Annotated in this window: 17 protein-coding genes and 2 pseudogenes; 10 read left to right on the top strand and 9 right to left on the bottom strand. The window is 38.9% G+C overall.

All coding sequences use genetic code 11. The features are described from left to right. Nucleotides 1-153 precede the first annotated feature (153 nt). From PHA78_RS10370 to PHA78_RS10345, 7 genes and pseudogenes are all read left to right on the top strand, one after another. Nucleotides 154-3,912 carry a YobI family P-loop NTPase gene (locus PHA78_RS10370; protein WP_272158123.1) on the top strand — a complete coding sequence of 1,253 codons (3,759 nt, stop codon included), beginning with the start codon at nt 154-156 and terminating at the stop codon, nt 3,910-3,912. 15 nt (nt 3,913-3,927) lie between these two features. Further along, the gene (locus PHA78_RS10365) at nt 3,928-5,379 is read left to right on the top strand and encodes an ATP-binding protein (RefSeq protein ID WP_024376055.1); all 1,452 of its coding nucleotides are present in this window, start codon (nt 3,928-3,930) and stop codon (nt 5,377-5,379) included. A gap of 253 nt (nt 5,380-5,632) precedes the next feature. Continuing rightward, a complete protein-coding gene (locus PHA78_RS10360; protein WP_002942232.1) occupies nt 5,633-6,424 on the top strand; it encodes a toll/interleukin-1 receptor domain-containing protein in 792 nt (263 codons plus the stop codon). 216 nt (nt 6,425-6,640) lie between these two features. Further along, a pseudogene (locus PHA78_RS12630) lies at nt 6,641-6,829 on the top strand (helix-turn-helix domain-containing protein); the annotation flags it as partial. Continuing rightward, nucleotides 6,830-7,676 (top strand): annotated as a pseudogene (locus tag PHA78_RS10355) (IS630 family transposase); the annotation flags it as partial. 380 nt (nt 7,677-8,056) lie between these two features. Further along, on the top strand, nt 8,057-8,506 hold the full coding sequence (locus tag PHA78_RS10350) for a pyridoxamine 5'-phosphate oxidase family protein (protein WP_002942240.1): 450 nt from the start codon (nt 8,057-8,059) through the stop codon (nt 8,504-8,506). 90 nt (nt 8,507-8,596) lie between these two features. Further along, entirely contained in the window at nt 8,597-8,944 is a 348-nt protein-coding gene (locus tag PHA78_RS10345) for a metal-sulfur cluster assembly factor (RefSeq protein WP_024376598.1), read from the top strand. Nucleotides 8,945-9,057: 113 nt separating this feature from the next. On the opposite strand, the gene PHA78_RS10340 is transcribed toward PHA78_RS10345, so the two are convergent. The 9 genes from PHA78_RS10340 to PHA78_RS10300 all read right to left on the bottom strand — a co-directional run bounded on the left by PHA78_RS10340 (nt 9,058) and on the right by PHA78_RS10300 (nt 15,873). Continuing rightward, complete coding sequence (locus PHA78_RS10340) at nt 9,058-10,410, bottom strand: IS66-like element short variant transposase (protein ID WP_029943004.1); 1,353 nt, start codon at nt 10,408-10,410, stop codon at nt 9,058-9,060. Continuing rightward, nucleotides 10,364-10,570 carry a transposase gene (locus PHA78_RS10335; protein ID WP_029178301.1) on the bottom strand — a complete coding sequence of 69 codons (207 nt, stop codon included), beginning with the start codon at nt 10,568-10,570 and terminating at the stop codon, nt 10,364-10,366. Before PHA78_RS10335 ends, PHA78_RS10340 begins: the two co-directional genes overlap by 47 nt. Before the next feature lie 50 nt (nt 10,571-10,620). Then, nucleotides 10,621-10,971: an IS66 family insertion sequence element accessory protein TnpB gene (tnpB, locus tag PHA78_RS10330; protein WP_002941575.1), complete on the bottom strand. Its 351-nt coding sequence runs from the start codon at nt 10,969-10,971 to the stop codon at nt 10,621-10,623. Beyond that, the gene (locus PHA78_RS10325) at nt 10,952-11,137 is read right to left on the bottom strand and encodes a hypothetical protein (RefSeq protein WP_029185337.1); all 186 of its coding nucleotides are present in this window, start codon (nt 11,135-11,137) and stop codon (nt 10,952-10,954) included. Before PHA78_RS10325 ends, tnpB begins: the two co-directional genes overlap by 20 nt. Nucleotides 11,138-11,216: 79 nt before the next feature. Further along, a complete protein-coding gene (locus tag PHA78_RS10320; protein WP_024377892.1) occupies nt 11,217-11,582 on the bottom strand; it encodes a DUF6176 family protein in 366 nt (121 codons plus the stop codon). 51 nt (nt 11,583-11,633) lie between these two features. Further along, a complete protein-coding gene (gene ilvD, locus PHA78_RS10315) occupies nt 11,634-13,349 on the bottom strand; it encodes a dihydroxy-acid dehydratase (RefSeq protein ID WP_024376596.1) in 1,716 nt (571 codons plus the stop codon). Between the two features lie 158 nt (nt 13,350-13,507). Next, nucleotides 13,508-13,924 (bottom strand): hypothetical protein, encoded by a 417-nt coding sequence (locus PHA78_RS10310; protein ID WP_032497889.1) that lies wholly within the window; start codon nt 13,922-13,924, stop codon nt 13,508-13,510. Further along, on the bottom strand, nt 13,899-14,834 hold the full coding sequence (locus tag PHA78_RS10305) for a phosphodiester glycosidase family protein (RefSeq protein WP_272158122.1): 936 nt from the start codon (nt 14,832-14,834) through the stop codon (nt 13,899-13,901). Before PHA78_RS10305 ends, PHA78_RS10310 begins: the two co-directional genes overlap by 26 nt. Next, the gene (locus tag PHA78_RS10300; RefSeq protein WP_272158121.1) at nt 14,821-15,873 is read right to left on the bottom strand and encodes a bifunctional glycosyltransferase family 2/GtrA family protein; all 1,053 of its coding nucleotides are present in this window, start codon (nt 15,871-15,873) and stop codon (nt 14,821-14,823) included. The genes PHA78_RS10305 and PHA78_RS10300 overlap by 14 nt, the downstream gene beginning before the upstream one ends. Nucleotides 15,874-16,098: 225 nt before the next feature. Between PHA78_RS10300 and PHA78_RS10295 the strand changes: the two genes are divergently transcribed. From PHA78_RS10295 to ilvC, 3 genes are all read left to right on the top strand, one after another. Next, the gene (locus PHA78_RS10295) at nt 16,099-17,802 is read left to right on the top strand and encodes an acetolactate synthase large subunit (RefSeq protein WP_002942251.1); all 1,704 of its coding nucleotides are present in this window, start codon (nt 16,099-16,101) and stop codon (nt 17,800-17,802) included. Beyond that, entirely contained in the window at nt 17,795-18,271 is a 477-nt protein-coding gene (ilvN, locus tag PHA78_RS10290) for an acetolactate synthase small subunit (protein WP_002942256.1), read from the top strand. The genes PHA78_RS10295 and ilvN overlap by 8 nt, the downstream gene beginning before the upstream one ends. A 140-nt stretch (nt 18,272-18,411) precedes the next feature. Next, nucleotides 18,412-19,434 carry a ketol-acid reductoisomerase gene (gene ilvC / locus PHA78_RS10285; RefSeq protein WP_136647727.1) on the top strand — a complete coding sequence of 341 codons (1,023 nt, stop codon included), beginning with the start codon at nt 18,412-18,414 and terminating at the stop codon, nt 19,432-19,434. The last annotated feature ends 275 nt before the right edge of the window (nt 19,435-19,709 follow it).

Genomic DNA, 19,709 nt, shown 5'->3' with positions numbered 1-19,709 from the left:
TTGCGTCTAACTCGGACATTGATTGGTTACAATCAATAGCTGAGTTAGACGCACAACTCTATCGAAAATATGGACTTTCGGATGATGAAATTGACTTTATAGAAAGTAAAGTGAAGGAGATGGAGTAAGGAAAATTTGAAAACAGAGGTGTAGATGACAGAATTTAAATTTAATAAGTTAACACCATTAAACGATGTTGATATCGACCCATCGCATGATGCAGCGATGAAATATGCGTTAGAAGATAAAGGTATTAAGAATGTAGCGATATCTGGAAATTATGGTTCAGGTAAAAGTAGTTTTATAGAGACTTATAAAAGTAAAAATGGAAGTTTTAAACCATTACATATCTCGTTGGCACACTTTTCTTCTCTGAATCACCTTGAAAATGGGAGCAATGCTCAATTGGAAATATTTCAAGGGCAGATTGAAAATAGTGATTCGCTGGAGCAAATTAATATCATTGAGGGGAAAATAATTAATCAATTGTTACATCAGATTGATGCAAAGTACATCCCAATGACTATTTTTAAGTCAAAAAAGAATCCTGTATCATTTGAAGTTGTTAAACTTTCTGTCGTAATATTACTATTTTTATTACCCACTTTATTTTTATGGAATTATACTCAATTAGCCATTTTAGTTAGAGAAGGATTCCCAAACTTTCCTCACCTTGGAAGTATTATTCGTTTGTTAGCCTATCTAATTTTAACGTGCAATATGATTTATGTAGTATATAAATTATCTGAATTACAGTTAAAAAGACGATTAATCAAAAATCTTTCTTTTCGTGGGGCAAATATCTCTGGAGATATTGAAGTATTTCAAAGTGAAGAAGACTCCTATTTTGATAAATATTTAGATGATGTTTTATATCTCTTTGATAACTGTCAGAGTGATATTGTCATCTTTGAAGATATTGATCGATTTGAAACAAACCTAATCTTTGAGAAACTAAGAGAAATAAATACGCTTGTTAATAATAAGAGAAAAGATGGGAAGAAACTTTTATTCATCTATCTTATCAAAGATGATATGTTTACTTCGCAAGATAGAACTAAATTTTTTGATTTCATCATTCCAATTATTCCAGTAATTACTTCATCTAATTCAGGTGAAAAACTAGGAGAAATACTAACAAATTTAGGTGAATCACACAGTGTTAGTAAAACATTGTTAAAACAAGTGGCGATTTACATTGATGATATGAGACTGGCGTATAATATCTGTAATGAGTTTGTTTTATATAAGAATAACTTATTTAGTCAGAAAGAAAATGATAATAATAAGCTGAATCTTTCATCAGATAAAATTTTTGCAATCATTGTTTATAAAAATATTTTTCCTAAAGATTTTTCATTACTCCAGAAAGACTCAGGATTTGTTCATCAACTTTTTAGTAAGATTGATAATTTGAGACAGCGTAATCTAGATAAAAAATCAGCAGAAATTGAGAAAATAGAAGAAAAGATAATTTCTTCTGAACAAGAATTTTCTAGGAATAAACTTGAACTTTATTCAACGTATCTGAAGGTTCCTGAGGGAAGGGTAGCTATTCGAGTAAATGGTAAAACCGAGAGTCAATTTCCTAATAGGCTAGATTTTATACGTGAAATTCTATCGGAAGATGCTGAAATTGAATCAGTTAAAGCAGATTATTATTCTCAGCTAAATGGTCGAAAAGAAGAATTAGAAGATATATTCCCGATGAATGATATTAGTTTTCAAGAGCGGTTGAGTGCTTTAGATAATCAAAATCATCTTAATGAGTTGAATTCTAATTTAGAAAAATTACGCGAAGAGTATGGAAATATTAAATCAGAAAAGTTATCTGTACTCATTAACCGTCATTTTTTCGATACTATAATGGAAGAATATTCCTACTTAAAGAAAGAGAAAAACTCTCTAATCATGCATTTATTGAGAAATGGCTATATAGATGAGAGTTTTCCAGACTATATTACTTATTTTTACCCTAATAGCCTGAAGAAGCAGGATAAAGAGTTTTTAAATGCGGTGCAAGGAGAGATTGAACTCGACTGGGATTATTCTTTGATAGAAGTTGCAGAAGTCAATGAAAGACTTGATGACTCCGATTTTACGAGAATTTATGCCTTAAATTTTGATCTGTTTGAATATCTTTTACAGAGAGAAAGTAAGAAAAGATTGGAAAGTTATTTATCAGAGACTAATGTAAAATTTGTTAACAAGTTTTTACAACAAAACTCACGACCTCTTGCAGCAAAAATTTCTGTCCTGCTCTACTTAACTGATTTAAATCAGGAAACATTAAAATTACTTTTGACATCTGATGACATTCTTGAAAAAGAAAAAATTCAGATAATTGTTTTACTGTTATCATTTATTGACTTTTCTAAAGTCGGTTGGCAAGAAGAACTACAAGAGGTAATAAACTCTTTTGTAAATAGTAACTGGTCAGATATCCAAGAAATTATTGATAATTTTAACGAGCTCCTCAATAATACTCAGATTCAAGATAATTTGAAGTTTATGGAAGTTAAAATTAAAGATTTAAGTTTTGAAGATAGCCATAAAGTGATGAGTGATTTTGTTTATGACAATAATCTTTATGATGTTAATGTTAAAAACGTTCGAAGTTTAGCTTTTTATTTGGATGATAATTTTAAACAAGACAGTTTGATAAAACAACCAATTACGACTGTTAGAAAGTTTGATAAGCTCTTTAGTTATATTGAAAAAAATATTGACCGATTTGTAACAGAGTTTATACCCTATATGAGCGATAATTTATGTGATAAGTGGCTAGATATGTATTATTTACTTAATCATAACGAAGTAACCAGTGATAATAGAATAGAGTACTTGAAGAGAGTCCAAAATAATATTTTGGATTTTGAACAATTGGATGATGCTATAATCAAGGACGCAGCTATTGCATTCAATAAAGCAAGATTTAGTACGAAAAATATTCTAGATTACTTCTGTGAATATCATAGTTGGAATGATCGATTGATTGAATTTGTAAATAACGGGGAGCACTTGGATTTTTTACAAACAGAGTTCAAGGGATTTTCAGATGAATTTCAAGAAGAATTTTTTGAAGAAACCGTTAAATGTAACCAATTAGCTAATGATAAATACAAAGAGATTCTTTCAAAATTGGGATGGTGTTTTACAGAATTTAAGTTGGCAAATATTGCTGATGAAAAAATGTCAATTCTAATTAGTACAAGAAGTATATCGGATAAATTTTCAGTAAATACATTAAATTTCCTCAGAGATAATTATCAAAATCATGTTATTGAATATTTGATGGAATATATTGATGAGTATCTTTTAGAAAATGTGGAGGATACGGATATTTATCAAGAAACTGAAATGTTCAATCTTTTACAAGAAGGATTAACTGATGAACGGAAATTTAAAATTATTGATAGATTTCCTACTAGGATATCTATTGAGGGTAAAGACTACTCTACACCTCTAGTTAATCATATTTTACAAAATAAATTTGATGAATCTGATTTAGAATATATTCTGTGTGGGTACACTTCTTTTGAATTCAGTACTAGAAAGTTAGTAGAAAAAATCTTTGCGGATTATTTCGATGACATTCTAGAGGAAGGATACTCAGTCAATAAGGAATTATTGCAATCAGTCATCGAAAATACTGATATAGATTTAAGTGAACGTCGATTAATATTGGCAAAATACCTTAATGAGTTTACATATGATGAAGTTTTGAGTTTATTTAGAGTTTTAGACCTTACCGAAATTATTTTGGCGTTAACTGATAGAAAGAATCCTAAGATTAAAAATACAAATTATAATAAATCAATCCTCCAGTATCTAAAAATAAATAAAAAAATTGCCTCCTACCAATTAGAAGGTGATGGATATAGAATATATAGCCGTAAAAAAATAAAGTAGAAGAGGTGTTACAAATTGGAAAATAAGGAATATTTATCTAATGATTTATCCCTCTACCAATTCTCTCCAGAAAGCCAATACCTAGATCGAAAATCAGCCAGAAAGAAACCGTCTGAACTTCTCAAACACCTGATTGCTTTTGCCAACGCGGATGGCGGTCAACTGGTTATTGGTATTGAGGATGAGAAACAGGAAAATATTATCACTGGTTTCAAGGACGGCAGAGCTTATCCCATAGACGATTTCAAAAAGATTGATCGTGGGATGCGTGAGACTCCTTTGGATTTATCTTTTGAGGAAATCCCTGTAATCAATCATAAGGGTGAAGAAGATTTCATTTTAGTTATCTCTGTGGAATTGTCATCAAATCGTGTGATTGCAGCACCAAATGATGATGTTTATCTTCGTCAAGGAGATGACTCTGTCAAGTTGAGTTATGAGCAACGAACTCAACTCAGTTATGATAAAGGACAACGCTTCTTTGAAGATGAGGTCGTCCCTGATGCCCGTCTGAAAGATATTGACGATAGCTTGGTTCAGGATTTTAAAAATCGTTTTGATATATCAGAGCGTTCTGTGGAAGAAATCCTTAAAGCACGTCGATTTCTAATCAATGGGAAATTAACCAAGGCAGCAATTTTACTCTTTGGCAAATATCCGTCAGCATTCTTCCCTCAAGCGCGTGTCCGATTCCAGCGATTTGATGGTACAGATATGGGAACTGGAAGTAGTTTTAATGTTATCAAGGAAGTAACCTTTGATGATGCTCTCCCAATTTTGATTATCAAGGTACGAGATTTTATTCGTACTCAGCTTCGTGAATTTCAGTATTTGGATGACAATGGGCAATTCCAAATTTTGCCTGAGTATCCTGAATTTGCCTGGTTTGAAGGTGTTGTCAATGCTGTAACTCACCGTGATTATTCTGTCTATGGTGATCACATTCGTGTGCTTATGTTTGATGATCGACTAGAGATTCATAGCCCAGGGAAATTACCCAATATCGTCACCGTTGACAATATCAAGCATGAACGCTTTTCGAGAAATCCACGTATTGCTCGAACTCTGACCGAGTTCGGTTGGGTACGTGAGATGAATGAAGGTGTTAAACGTATCTACTCGGAGATGGAATCTGCATTTCTCCATGAACCTAAATTCTCAGAACCTGGGAATAAGGTTGTCCTGACGCTTGAGAACAACATTGTCAGCCGACATCTCCGTACAAGAGACAGCTTGGAAAAACAGTTCTCTGATTTTGATAACCTAAACTCAGACGAGCAGGCTATTATCCACTATATGTATAATTCAGGCGAGAGAATGACAACGGCAAAAGCTGTTGAATTGACTGGTAGAAGCAGACGTCATATAGGAAAAGTGTTGCAAAAATTGACAGATCAAGGACTCTTGAAATGGTATGGCAATAGTAAAAATGACAAAAATCAATACTACACTCTTGCTTCAAAATAGATTTCATTTTATACTGAGAACGCAGTAGAACGCAGTAGAACGCAGTAGAACGCAGTAGAACGCAGTAGAACGCAGTAGAACGCAGTAGAACGCAGTAGAACGCAGTAGAACGCAGTAGAACGCAGTAGAACGCAGTAGAACGCAGTAGGATACAGTAGAATACAGTGTTGCTAGGGCACCAAATTATTCAATATGTTGGATAATTTTGATTATAGGTGAAAAGTATCTAGATGAGGAATGGAAAGAGGAAGAGATGATTTTTATTAGTTATAATCACGGAGATCAAGATGTAGTAGATATGATTGCTAAACGATTAGAGATTGAGTTTGGACGAGATAATATTTTCTACGATAAATGGTCTATGCAACCAGGAGATAGTATTATAGGCAAAATGGATGAAGGGCTTGAAAAAGTTACAACATTTTTTTATTTTCTATCATCAAATAGCTTGAATAGCAACATGGTCAAAAAAGAATGGCAAGCGGCTCTAACTAAGTCTCTCTATGAGGGAGTTAAATTTGTCCCAATAAAGGTTTCTGATTGCAAGATACCAGCTATTTTAACAGATGTATACTACATTGATTTATTTAGTCAAGGATTAGATAATACTATTGAACAAATGCGAAGTGTGATAAGTGGCAGTTCGAGATATACACCCTTACCTGATATAGAGAATTTACAAGTTTCTATTAAATATATATCAACTAATGAGGTTGAGTTTAAAATTTTTACTACACATTTTGTGGAAAGTGATGCATCTTTTGGTTTTGTTTGCAAAAATCCAATTGACTCATATGAAGTTCGTCCCTTAACAGAAACGATATACCGGAGTATGCAAGGGGAAACATATAAGAAATTAAGTGATGGTAGAGAGAAAGCATTTAAAATGCAAATTGGAATTCTGCAGCGTTCTATTACGCCAAGTCAACCTTTTATAGGCAGGTTGGTCTCTAAGCAATTACCATTACAGCTAGAAGGTATTTTGCATATAAAGTCATTTGAACCGGTAAATTTTAGGGAATTAAAGATAAATATTGAGCAGTGATTAGTATTTAAAATAACTCGAATCAGGGAATAAAAAAACAAGTCATTCTATGACGACTTGCTTATCCATTTCTCAACTATATAAGCTCCGAAAACGAGTTTTTGGTAATCTATTTGAAAGTTTGCTTTAATAGGCTTTTATTGAGATTTTACTTTTGGAACCCAAAACCAGGTCTTAATACTATTCAAAAAACAAAAACTAACCTATAATAGATTTATGAAACTTACTATCGAACAAACGAAAGAATTAAAAACTTATTTGAAAGATAAAACCTATTCTCCATTTCATAGACGACTTCAAGTTATCTTGTTCAGAGCAGAAGGTCTTAGCTATAAGGAAATCACTAACCTCATCGGCTATTCAAAGTATACAATCTGGTCCTTACAGCGCAAGTACGAACTTGAGGGGATTTCAGCTCTAGTAAGAGAAACGCGAGGTGGACGGAACCGTCAATATTTAACCCTTCAAGAAGAGGAAGCGTTTCTAAAAGAACAGTTAACAGCCTCACTAAATGGCGAATTTGTGACGATAAACTCTCTCTATGAAGCTTATCAGAAACGGGTTGGACACCCTACGACCAAGGAAGGATTCTATGCCATTCTTAAACGCCATGGTTGGCGCAAAGTGACGCCAAGACCAGAACACCCTAAAAAAGCAGACGCCGAAACGATTCTAGCGTCTAAAAATAAAATCTTCATTCACGAAAACAGGAAAGCGCTTCAAGAATAGTCGTCGCTATCATAAAGTCAGGCTAATGTATCAAGATGAGGCGGGTTTCGGTCGGATCAGTAAAATTGGGAAGGCCTGGGCACCAAAAGGGGTGAGACCGCATGTACATAGTCACTATATTCGTGAGTATCGCTATTGCTATGGTGCTGTTGATGCCCATACAGGAGAGTCCTTCTTCATTATCGCTGGGGGCTGTAATACAGATTGGATGAATGTTTTTCTCAAACAACTATCTGAAGCTTATCCTGACGATTATATTTTATTAGTGATGGACAATGCCGTTTGGCATAAATCAAGTACCTTAGAGAAACCACATAATATTGGTTTTGAGTTTATTCCTCCCTATACTCCTGAAATGAATCCAATTGAACAAGTTTGGGCTGAGATTCGAAAGAGAGGGTTTAAGAATAAAGCTTTTAAAACACTAGACGATGTGATAAACAAGCTTCAAGAAGTAATACGAGAGTTAGATTGGTCTATTTTAAAACCAATTGTTAGTAGACAATGGTTTAAAAACACTTGACTGGTTTGCTTTTGATTTTTGTTGAGTATAAGAAAGCACGTAAAGCAAACCTGTTTAGTAAACGTTTACATACCTCGATATATCAACGGTTCAAAGCACTCAAGAGTCGCTTTTTTATAATTAGGTAGTTTTTATAGTTACAACGGATTTTGATTGATGTCATAATCGGTTCAGAGTCAAATCTATACCAATTGGAAATCAAAAGGGTTGAGGAACCTTTGAAGGTTGAAAATGAAGCAAACATAGCTACCTTCTTTAATGGTTCTGTCAGTAGGGAGTTGTTCATGAAACACTTTCACCATTTCTATCAATATCCCACTTAACATTTTCGCTTGTTTTTGATATACTTTAGAAAATAGGTGTTTTCAAGGGGTGATACCATGGAACTAAAAGATATTATGCATATTTTGGAAGATATGAAGGTTGGAGTTTTTGCAACTCTGGATGAGTATGGAAATCCACATGCTCGTCATGCTCATATCACTGCAGCAAACGAAGAAGGGATTTTCTTTATGACAAGCCCAGAAACGCATTTCTATGATCAATTGATGGGGGATCAAAGAGTTGCGATGACTGCTATTTCTGAGGAAGGGTACCTTATCCAGGTAGTGCGTGTAGAAGGGACTGCCAGACCTGTGGAGAACGACTATCTAAAGACAGTTTTTGCGGATAATCCTTATTATCAACATATCTATAAAGATGAGTCTAGTGATACAATGCAAGTATTTCAGATTTATGCTGGTCATGGCTTCTATCATAGCTTGACTCAAGGTCATAAGTATATCTTTTCTATTGGTCAAGGTGAGAATTCAGAGGTTCGTACACTTTGAAAACTAGATGAAGACATCTGATAAGACAAGTATATTTCAAATAATTATGATACAATACTTTTTATAAATGTTTTAGGAGTGTTTGGATAAATGAGAGAAGATATTCAGATCAATGAGCGAGCCCTTGTTTTGTCAGAACAGTTGGTAGAGGTTTTGGAATCTATTTACGATCCTGAAATTGAACTAGACATCTACAATTTGGGTTTGATTTATGAGATTCATTTAGATGAAGCTGGATTTTGTAAGGTTATCATGACCTTTACGGATGCAGGCTGTTCCTGTGCCGATACCATGCCAGGAGAGCTTGTTACAGCCTTGAAGACCATTGATGGCATTGAAGATGCACAAGTTGAAATTGTCTGGTCTCCTGCTTGGAAAATGACACGCATCAGCCGTCTAGGACGGATTACATTGGGTATTAGTCCGAAAAGAAAATGAGTTGTACTGAGCAACTCATTTTTTATATGTTTCGTCATAACGTTTATCGTAACCGCCCAATAACAAGGTATATTGAAAAGGTTCCAAAGTCCTGTCGACTCTGGAACCTTTTTCTATTTACACGCTCTCTTAATTGTTTCCTTCCATGGCAAATAAGCCTCTAGCACCTCTTTTTTTGCGAGCGTCTCTTCGTTGGGTAAGTGTTCTAGAAGATAGGTCATATATTTCTCTGCATCAAGTCCGTGTCGCTTAGCTGTTTCCAAAAGACTCAAAATGACAGCTGTCGACTTGGCTCCCTCAAAGCTCTGAGAGAACAGCCAATTTTTTCTGCCCATCACCAAGGTCTTCATAGCCCTCTCAGCCATATTGTTGGATAGGACTAGGTCACCGTCCAAGAGAACGTTTCGGAAGGTGGTTTCGTATTTGAGGCTATACTCCATTGCAGTGCCCAATTTGGAGCCTGGCAAAACGGCCTGATTGCGACACCAATCAAAGAACTCGTCCATCAAGGGAGTTAACTCTGTCTGCCGTTTATGTCGCCGTTCCTCAGTAGACAAATCTGCCCAGTCATTCTCTAAGGCAAATAGGCGGTCGCAATAGGCTAAACCCTTAGCACCTAAAGAAGTCTTGTCTGTCTTCTTAGGAGTCGCCTCAAAGAACTTCCGTCTAACGTGAGCCCAACAGCCAACCAGCTGTGCCTTGTCTAACTGCCGATAGGCCGACCACATATCACAGTGAACATAACCCGCATAATCCCCAAGAAATTCCTTTACAACCAAGCCACTCCGTCGTTTGTCATGATGATAGAGGGTGACGCCCTTTTTCTCATGTTTCCCAGACAAGAAGGTCCAGTAGAAGGTCAACTGGCTATCATTTTCCAAGACCTTGTAGGAGGTTTCATCCGCATGGAGAATAGGCTGCTCCAACAATTTCTCGTGCAACAGGTCATAAATCGGTTCGAAATAATACTGACTAGACTTGATGTGCCAGTTGGCTATTTCCTTCCGACTGATTGGCAGACCAAGCTTATGCCAGTCCTCTTCCTGGCGGTAATTGGGCACCTTAAGATTGAACTTCTGATGAATAGTATGGGCGATGATAGAAGCTGAACCCAAGCTGTGTGCCAAAGGTGCCTTAGGAACTGGAGCCTTGATAATCTTATCGCTCAGATTCTTCTGACTACATGCCTGACACTTGTATGCGTGTTGAACATGGTCAATCCGCTTTAATTGTGCGGGAATGAAGACCAACTCTTGTCGTTGAACAGTAGAACCAATCTCTTTCAACTGTCCATGACAGTCTGGACAAGTGCAATCTTCGCCCTGCAATTCGTGATGAACAATCTCTGGAGTGAACTGACTAAAAATAGCCTGACGAACTCCCTTGGCTTTCTTGCGTTTATAGGTGATGGTCTCCGTTTCAACTGGGTAAGTCAGCTTCTTCTTCAGGGAGAATTTCCTCCCCAAACAAGCTCAGCTGACCGGGTTGATACACAACCTTCTCTGATGATTTTCCGTAGAGTTTCTGTCTCAGATACTCAATCTGTTCACGAAGGAGGGTAAGTTCATTAGCCATCATATCTATCGTTTTTGACTGTGTTTCAATAATTTTTTCTAGTGATGACATAACCAATCTCCTTCTTTTTATCTCATTATACACAAAGAAAAGCCATGATTTCAATAGAAATCACGACTTTTTGAAAGATTTATTTTTGGATTGATAGAAAATCCTTTCATGAGCCAGTCCACCTGCTCGGAAGTTAGAGCCTTGACCTCTTCTTCATTGTTTGGCCAGGTCAATTTTCCATTCTCAAAACGTTTATACAATAACCAAAATCCTTGTCCGTCCCAGTAAAGAGCTTTGAATCGGTCTTTTCGACCTCCGCAGAAGAGATAGACCTGACCTGAAAAGGGATCCAGATTGAATTGACTTTTGACAAGGTAGGCGAGAGAATCAATCCCTTGACGCATATCCGTTTTACCGCAAACCAAGTAGACTTGACCTAAATCACTGAGTCGGATGGTCATAGTGCAGTACCTTATCCAAGATTGTTTCTAATATTTTTTGGTTGATAGAGTGAAAGAATGTGACTTCCACTTTTCCGAGACGAATTTTCATCAGAATATCGTTTCTGCCTTTCTTCTCAAAGCGGCGAGATTGGGGAACAGTCAATGGGACGATGGGCTGTGACATAATAAATCCTCCAGTTTTGTTTTTTATAACAGTATACTGGAGGAGGGAGTGATTAGATAGATACTTTGTTATTGGGCGGTTACCGTTTATCAAGTTTTTCCATGGTTTCATAAATCGGTTTTGGAATCATAATAACCTGGGGTTCGAGGTCAACCATACCATAGCTTGGATCGATGCACTCTTCCCAATATTCCAAATGTTTTTTGTCGATATAGGATTCTGAATCTTCGACTTCATTCCCTCCTTCGGCTTGAACAGAATACCAGTAAAGGTATTCGCGTCCGTCCAATACCTCACGGAAGATGGTTTCGACATACATTTTCTCTCCTTCAAGAGTGAGAAGGGTGTCTTCCATGTGCTCGTTGAGAAAGGCCATCCATTCATCTACTTGAACGGTTTTGCCTTCTTTAACACGAAAGCGGGAGAGTTCGACAGTTAGTTTCATTTTTTCTCCTTTTGGAAAACCCTGCCGCGAGGACAGGGTCGTTGAGTTCTTTTATTTTTTCCCAGTTTGTTCCGGTCTCCAGAAGTCGGTAACGGCTCCTTTAGAGGCAGAGGATACAGTGTGGGCGTATTTTCCGAGAACACCACGAGAGTAGAGTGGTGGAATAACAGTTGTTTTCTTGCGTTCTTCGATTTCTTGGTCAGAAACGTGCATGGTGATTTCTTTGGTATCTTGATCAACGGTTACCAAATCTCCAGTACGAAGGTAGGCAATTGGACCACCGTCCTGAGCTTCAGGTGCGATGTGTCCAACAACCAGTCCATAGGTACCACCAGAGAAACGACCGTCTGTTAGAAGGGCAACCTTGTCACCTTGGCCTTTTCCGACAATCATAGAAGAAAGGGACAGCATTTCAGGCATACCAGGACCACCTTTTGGTCCAACATAGCGGACAACGACTACATCGCCATCTACGATTTCATCGGTCAAGACGGCTTCAATTGCTTCCTCTTCTGAATCAAAGACCTTGGCTGGACCTGTATGGTTGCGGACTTTCACACCAGAAACCTTGGCAACGGCACCTTCAGGAGCAAGATTACCTTTTAGGATGATGAGTGGGCCATCTGCACGTTTTGGATTTTCAAGTGGCATGATGACATCTTGACCTGGAGTCAAGTCTGCAAAATTCTCTAGGTTTTCAGCAACGGTTTTACCTGTACATGTGATGCGATCGCCATGAAGGAAGCCGTTTTTGAGCAAGTATTTCATAACCGCAGGGACACCGCCGACATTATAGAGGTCTTGGAAAACATATTTACCAGATGGTTTGAGGTCTGCCAAGTGAGGTACGCGTTCTTGGAAATCGTTGAAATCTTCAAGAGTGAGGTCGACATTAGCAGCATGGGCGATGGCTAGAAGATGGAGCGTAGCGTTGGTTGAGCCGCCCAGAGCCATTGTGACTGTAATAGCATCTTCAAATGCTTCACGAGTCATAATGTCAGATGGTTTAATGCCAAGTTCTAGCATGCGTACAACAGCACGACCAGCTTCTTCAATATCAGCCTTCTTCTCAGGAGATTCAGCAGGGTGAGAAGAAGAGCCAGGAATAGACATGCCCATAACCTCAATGGCAGTAGCCATGGTATTGGCCGTGTACATACCACCGCAACCACCAGGTCCAGGGCAAGCATTACATTCGATTTGACGAACTTCTTCAGCGGTTAAGTCGCCATTGTTCCATTTTCCGATTCCTTCAAAAACGGATACCAAGTCGATGTCTTTACCATTGAGATTACCTGGCGCAATGGTTCCACCGTAGGCAAAGATAGCAGGAATATCCATATTGGCGATAGCAATCATAGAACCAGGCATGTTTTTGTCACAGCCACCGATTGCGACAAAGGCATCGACGTTGTGTCCTCCCATAGCTGCCTCAATAGAGTCGGCTATGATATCACGAGAAGTCAGTGAGAAGCGCATACCAGGCGTTCCCATAGCGATTCCGTCTGCAACGGTGATGGTACCGTATTGAACAGGCCAGGCACCTGCATCTTTTACCCCTTCTTTGGCTAATTTTCCAAAGTCATGAAGGTGGATGTTACAAGGTGTATTTTCAGCCCATGTCGAAATAACCCCAACAATCGGTTTTTCAAAACTATCGTCGGTCATTCCTGTTGCTCTTAACATAGCACGGTTAGGTGATTTGACCATCGAATCATAGACAGAACTACGATGACGGAGGTTTTTTAGTGTATCTTTTTCGGTCATTACTCTTCTCCCTATCTTATTTTACCCATTATATCATAGATATGAAAGAAACGATAAAAGATTTGATAACTAATTGGAAATTTCCGAATTTTTCAATAATTCATTCTACAGTAAAAGGCACCTAAGAATGTTAAGTGCCCTTGCAATTAATTTGTAGATTAAGTGGTTGTTCTTTGACGATTATTTGCGGATGGATTGATGAAAAGACCGACTAACGATAGAACTAGGAAGGCTGCGCCGATGTACCAATAAGGTTGATCTAAGGTGGTTGAACGTCCAGATAGGTTGATAATGCCTCGGAGAAGACAACCAGCTGTAATAGTTGCAACGCCAGAATTCCACAAATTATAAGAGAGACGTGAAAGAGTAGGCATAAGTTGCAGCAAACCGAGTAACACAGCTCCGCCAATCAGGGTCACACAGAACATATAATGCATGAAGATTGAAACTTCGCCATAGCTGAGACTTTCATAGATTCGACTGAAAATAAACAGGAAAGCTGTTATTGCTAAGTAGGAGATAAACGTTCTTGAAACTCTTGTAGTTGAATTAGTAACCGATGTAGACAATGTCACTCACCGCCCTTTCTGAGATAGTATTTCCATTTGTTGTTGGGTTGTTAATAACTTGACCGTTAAAGTAAAGAGTGGATGAACCACCGCCATCGAGGTTGTAGGCAGTTTGAGCACCATATTGTTTCATAACTTCTGCCAATTGATAGAGTGAAAGTCCTTGGCTTTCAGACGTACGTCCATCTGCTACGACGATGATATAATGATTTTCATCGATAATCCCGATAGCAGAACGAGGGTTGGATGACATTGCACGTCCGACTTCTGTTGATGTATCAACGACAATTTCGCCGTTTTCGACCAATGATGGACCGAATGCTAAGAGGTTGACAACGCCCTTGTCAATCAATTCTTGGGCGGTAATCTCATTTTCATAGATGACCTCGAATGAGCCATCTGCGTAAATTGCCAAGTCGCCGTAAGCTGCATTGTCCCGAACAGTGTCTCGATACAGAACCCCATTCTTAATAACATAACCAGCCGAGTTGGCTCCGTAGTAGTCACCATTAACCGCTAAGATAGCATTGTTTGCTGCCGCAGTTTCAGAAGTTTTAGCTGTTACGTTTGTACCGTAAGTGTTTTGTGCGAGTGCTGTTTTTAAATACTCGGGTGAGCTGACTTGAATATCTGCGACGTAAACAGTTGTGTTGTTGGTAGTGATGGTCTCTAAGTTGATTTGGATATTGTCATCAGTATAACTAGTATCCGTTGTAGAGACATTAGTTGCAGTGGTTGCGGCAGTTGACGACGATGAAGTAGCAGTGTTCTGGCTATTGGCTGTGGCATTACTTGCAGCAACCGTTGTGATGGCCTCGGAAAGCACGAAGGTTTTTAACATGGAGTAAGTAAAGCCTCCTGTCAAAAGTATTCCGAAGATGGATGCGTAGGCAAAGGGTTTTTTAAGCAATTTCATGGGAAAATGATTTCCTTTCTTTAAAAATAATATTCTTTTGAACAAACCAAGAGGTTAGGAAAAGGAAGATACCAACTGCAAGTTTGACAATGTAGAGGTTGAGTCCTAGAATTTGGTGGAAGAGATAGAGGAGGGCTGTATCGCAAAGGAAGAGGACAAGGGCTAGTGTAAAGTAGCCTGCGCCTGTTCGTGCGATGCTCTCTTCATTGTTAAAGACTAATTTCTTATTAAGTGCAAAATTACAGATAGCACTACAAATGCGAGCAATCGTGTTTGCGACCAATAAGCGTAGAGCAGTTGGTAAGTTAGTGAGTAACAATAAGGCAAGTGCATATACTCCGTAGTCAACTAGAAATCCACCAAAAGATGCCAGGGCAAATTTGAAGAGATTCTTGTAAATGAGCAGTCCATCTTTTATGGGACGAAAATGCGAACTGGCATTATCATCGATATAAATGGTTTGGATTGGAACTTCCGTAATTTTATAGCGTTGACTTGCCTGAGTTAACATGTTCATCTCGTACTCATAGCGGTCGCCTTCAATATCTAACATGAATGGAATTAAGTCAGTATGGAAACCACGCAAGCCTGTTTGGGTATCGGACACATTGACACCCGTTTGTAGTCTAAACAATACTCTAGTCAGTTTGTTACCAAAACGACTCCGAAAGGGAATATCCTTAGTAAATTGACGGACGCCAAGGATGAGGCGACTGGGTAGGTTCATGGTGGCGCGTGCAATACGGTCAATATCATTCACAGCGTGTTGACCATCTGCGTCAGCAGTTACGATAACACCTGGTTTTCTCAAATCTTGGATGAAACTAAAGGCTGTTCGCAAGGCTTGGCCTTTTCCTTTGTTGACATCATGGTGTAGAACAATTGCATAGGTTTTGGCGATTTCAAGAATATTTTTGGATGTGCCAGTACTACCATCATCCACAACGATGACCTGACAATTTAGCCTGTTTTTCATTATTTCTAATAGTTGGATTAATTTTTCATCTGGCTGGTAAGCCGGTATCACTACATAATACATATCCTAAACCTCATTTCTTTTTCTTGTTTGGACTACAATACTGAAGTTTTCTAAAAGCAAGCTAAAACCAAGCCAGTCAAGGGATTTGCTTAAGTTTTGCTTAAGAAAATGTTAGGAAATCGTTAAGAAAACGAACAAATGTAGGAATTTTCAGAAAATTTCTTGACATTCTACTTCCTTGTGATAATATAGTAGATAACAAATTTGCAGAGAGGAGGAATATTCGTGCAAGAAATTCAACTAGACCAACCGCGTTCGGGGTCCTATCTCATTTTGGACACCCTGCATCAGCTAGGAGTAGACCTTGTTTTTGGTTATCCTGGTGGAGCAGTTTTGCCTCTATATGATGCTATTTATCAATATGAGGGAATCCAGCATATTTTGGCTCGTCATGAACAAGGAGCGGTCCACGAGGCCGAAGGATACGCTAAATCATCAGGAAAGGTGGGCGTAGCCATTGTCACTTCTGGTCCAGGAGCAACAAATGCCATCACAGGCATTGCGGATGCAATGGGAGATAGCGTCCCTTTGTTGGTCTTTACAGGTCAAGTAGCTACACGGGGGATCGGTAAGGATGCCTTTCAAGAGGCCGATGTTTTGGGCATGACCATGCCCATTACGAAATATAATTATCAGATTCGAGATACGGCAGATATTCCTCGTGTGATTACAGAGGCGCTTCATATTGCAACAACTGGTCGTCCAGGTCCGGTTGTCATTGATGTTCCAAAAGATATTCAAGAGAGAGTAGTTGATTTTTATCACGATCCAACTGTTCAACTTCCAAGTTATCAACCGACTGTTGAACCAAATGGTTTGCAGGTTAAGAAAATTTTGAAACAGCTTAGCCAAGCTCAAAAACCAGTTATATTGGCTGGTGGTGGTGTCAATTATGCAGATGCCAATAAAGAATTAGTTGCCTTTGCAGAGCGCTATCGTATTCCAGTAGTTTCAACCCTCCTTGGATTAGGTGCAATGCCCATTGAGCATGAATTATCCTTGGCTATGGGGGGGATGCACGGTTCATACGCTGCTAATATGGCTATGGATCAGGCTGATTACATTATCAATATTGGAGCGCGATTCGATGACCGCCTAACAGGAAATCCAACAACCTATGCGCCAAATGCGACGGTAGCACATATTGATATTGATCCCGCAGAAATTGGTAAAGTTGTCAAAACGGCTATTCCAGTAGTGGGCGATGCTAAGGCAACCTTGAAAGCTCTGCTTGCTTTAGAAACAGTCGAAACAGGCTATGCTGATTGGACGGCACAAGTATTGGAAAACAAACGTCGGGCGCCATTTTGGTATGATGAAGATGAAAAGGTTATTAAGCCACAGGCGGCAATTGAATTAATTGGTCAGTTGACGCAAGGGGATGCCATTGTCGTGACAGATGTTGGTCAGCATCAAATGTGGGCCGCTCAATTCTACCCCTACAAACATGCACGTCAACTTGTAACATCTGGTGGCATGGGAACCATGGGCTTTGGTATTCCTGCAGCTATCGGTGCCAAATTAGCCAATCCAGATAAAGAAGTAATCATCTTTGTCGGTGATGGCGGCTTCCAAATGACCAACCAAGAATTGGCTATTTTGAATGGCTATGGTGTACCGATTAAGGTTGTATTGATCAATAACCACTCTCTTGGAATGGTTCGTCAATGGCAGGAATCCTTCTATGAAAAGCGTCGTAGCCAATCTGTCTTTGACGATGAACCGAATTTCCAATTGTTGGCAGAGGCCTACGGAATTAGTCATTATAGTTTTGACAATCCAGCGACTCTAAGTGAAGATATGAAAGTTATCTTAGAAGATAAACCAATGCTCATAGAGGTTCATATTTCTAATCGTGAACATGTTCAACCGATGGTGCCAGCAGGTAAGAGCAATGCAGAAATGTTGGGGGTGAAGTTCAATGCGTAGAATGTTAACAGCTAAATTGCGAAATTCATCTGGTGTTCTGAATCGTTTTACAGGTGTCCTATCTCGTCGCCAAATCAATATTGAGTCCATCTCCGTCGGCCCAACAGAAGTAGATGGCATCTCACGTGTGACGGTGATTGTAGACGTGGCCAGTCACGATGAGGTCGAACAAATCATCAAACAGCTGAACCGCTTGATTGATGTGGTCCGTGTCCGTGATTTGACGGACATTCCCCACTTAGAGCGTGAGGTGATTCTTGTTAAAATTTCAGCTCCGCCAACAAAACGAGCAGAAATTTTAGCGATTATCCAACCCTTTAGAGCAAATGTTGTTGATGTGGCACCGCACTCCATTACCATCCAAATGACTGGTGATGGAGATAAGATTGACGCCCTCCTGCGGGTGATTCAGCCTTATGGCATTAAGAATATCGCAAGAACGGGTGCGACTGGATTTAGTAGAGACTAATCCTTTTCGATAATAAAACCTATCCTGCGTTGATTTGGCTTGATGAACGTTAGTTCTATCTTCGCCTACATCGCCTAGTCTAGCCTTCATTTTCTTTGAACATCCAAAACTACAAATAAAAATAGAAAAGAGAAAAAATTATGACAGTAACAATGCAATATGAAAAAGATGTAACAGTAGCAGCACTTGACGGTAAACGTATCGCCGTGATCGGTTATGGTTCACAAGGTCATGCCCATGCTCAAAACTTGCGTGATACAGGGCACGATGTCATCATCGGTGTGCGTGCAGGTAAGTCATTTGACAAGGCAAAAGAAGACGGTTTTGAAACGTTTGAAGTAGCAGAAGCAGCAAAACAAGCAGATGTTATCATGATCCTGGCTCCAGACGAAATCCAAGCAGACCTTTACAATGACGAAATCGCTCCAAACTTGGAAGCGGGCAATGCTCTTGGTTTTGCTCATGGTTTCAACGTTCACTTTGAATTTATCAAGGTACCAGCAGATGTGGATGTCTTCATGTGTGCACCAAAAGGTCCAGGTCACTTGGTCCGCCGTACCTTTGAAGAAGGTTTTGGAGTACCAGCCCTCTATGCGGTCTACCAAGATGCAACTGGCAATGCAAAACATATTGCGATGGACTGGGCAAAAGGTGTTGGTTCAGCCCGTGTTGGTCTTTTGGAAACAACTTTCAAAGAAGAGACAGAAGAAGATTTGTTTGGTGAGCAAGCAGTTCTCTGCGGTGGTTTGACAGCCCTTATGCAGGCAGGTTTTGAAGTCTTGACAGAAGCTGGTTATGCGCCAGAATTGGCTTATTTCGAAGTTCTCCACGAGATGAAACTCATCGTTGACCTTGTCTACGAAGGTGGCTTTAAGAAAATGCGCCAATCTATCTCAAACACTGCTGAATTCGGTGACTATGTATCAGGTCCACGCGTGATTACAGACCAAGTCAAAGAAAACATGAAGGCAGTCCTTGTAGACATTCAATCTGGTAAATTTGCAAATGACTTTGTAAATGACTATAAAGCAGGCCGTCCACGTATGGAAGCTTATCGTAAAGAAGCAGAGAATCTTGAAATCGAAAAAGTAGGTGCAGAACTCCGAAAAGCAATGCCATTTGTCGGACGCAATGATGACGACGCATTCAAAATCTATAATTAAACACTATCATGGTAGATAGGGGGATAGTCAGCTTTACTTTGAGTGATGGCAATACATTTAAGGTTTGAGTTGGCGGCTGAGGGGATGTCATTCCCTTTTTCCCTTATCTCCGAAAATGAATAAAAGAGCTGGTTTTTCCAGCTCTTTTGCCCATTTTGTTCATAAATAGATCTTTACAAAATTAAACATTCGTTTTCTGTTGAATAACATGCTAGTAGCTTGAATATAAGTATAAATACTAGGATTTTCTAGGGAATAATGATACAATAAATATA

It is taken from the genome of Streptococcus sp. HN38 (assembly GCF_028335765.1).
Classification (GTDB): domain Bacteria; phylum Bacillota; class Bacilli; order Lactobacillales; family Streptococcaceae; genus Streptococcus; species Streptococcus suis_P.
The sequence above is the reverse complement of the archived record's forward strand: the minus strand, read 5'-3'. Positions and strand labels throughout refer to the sequence as shown.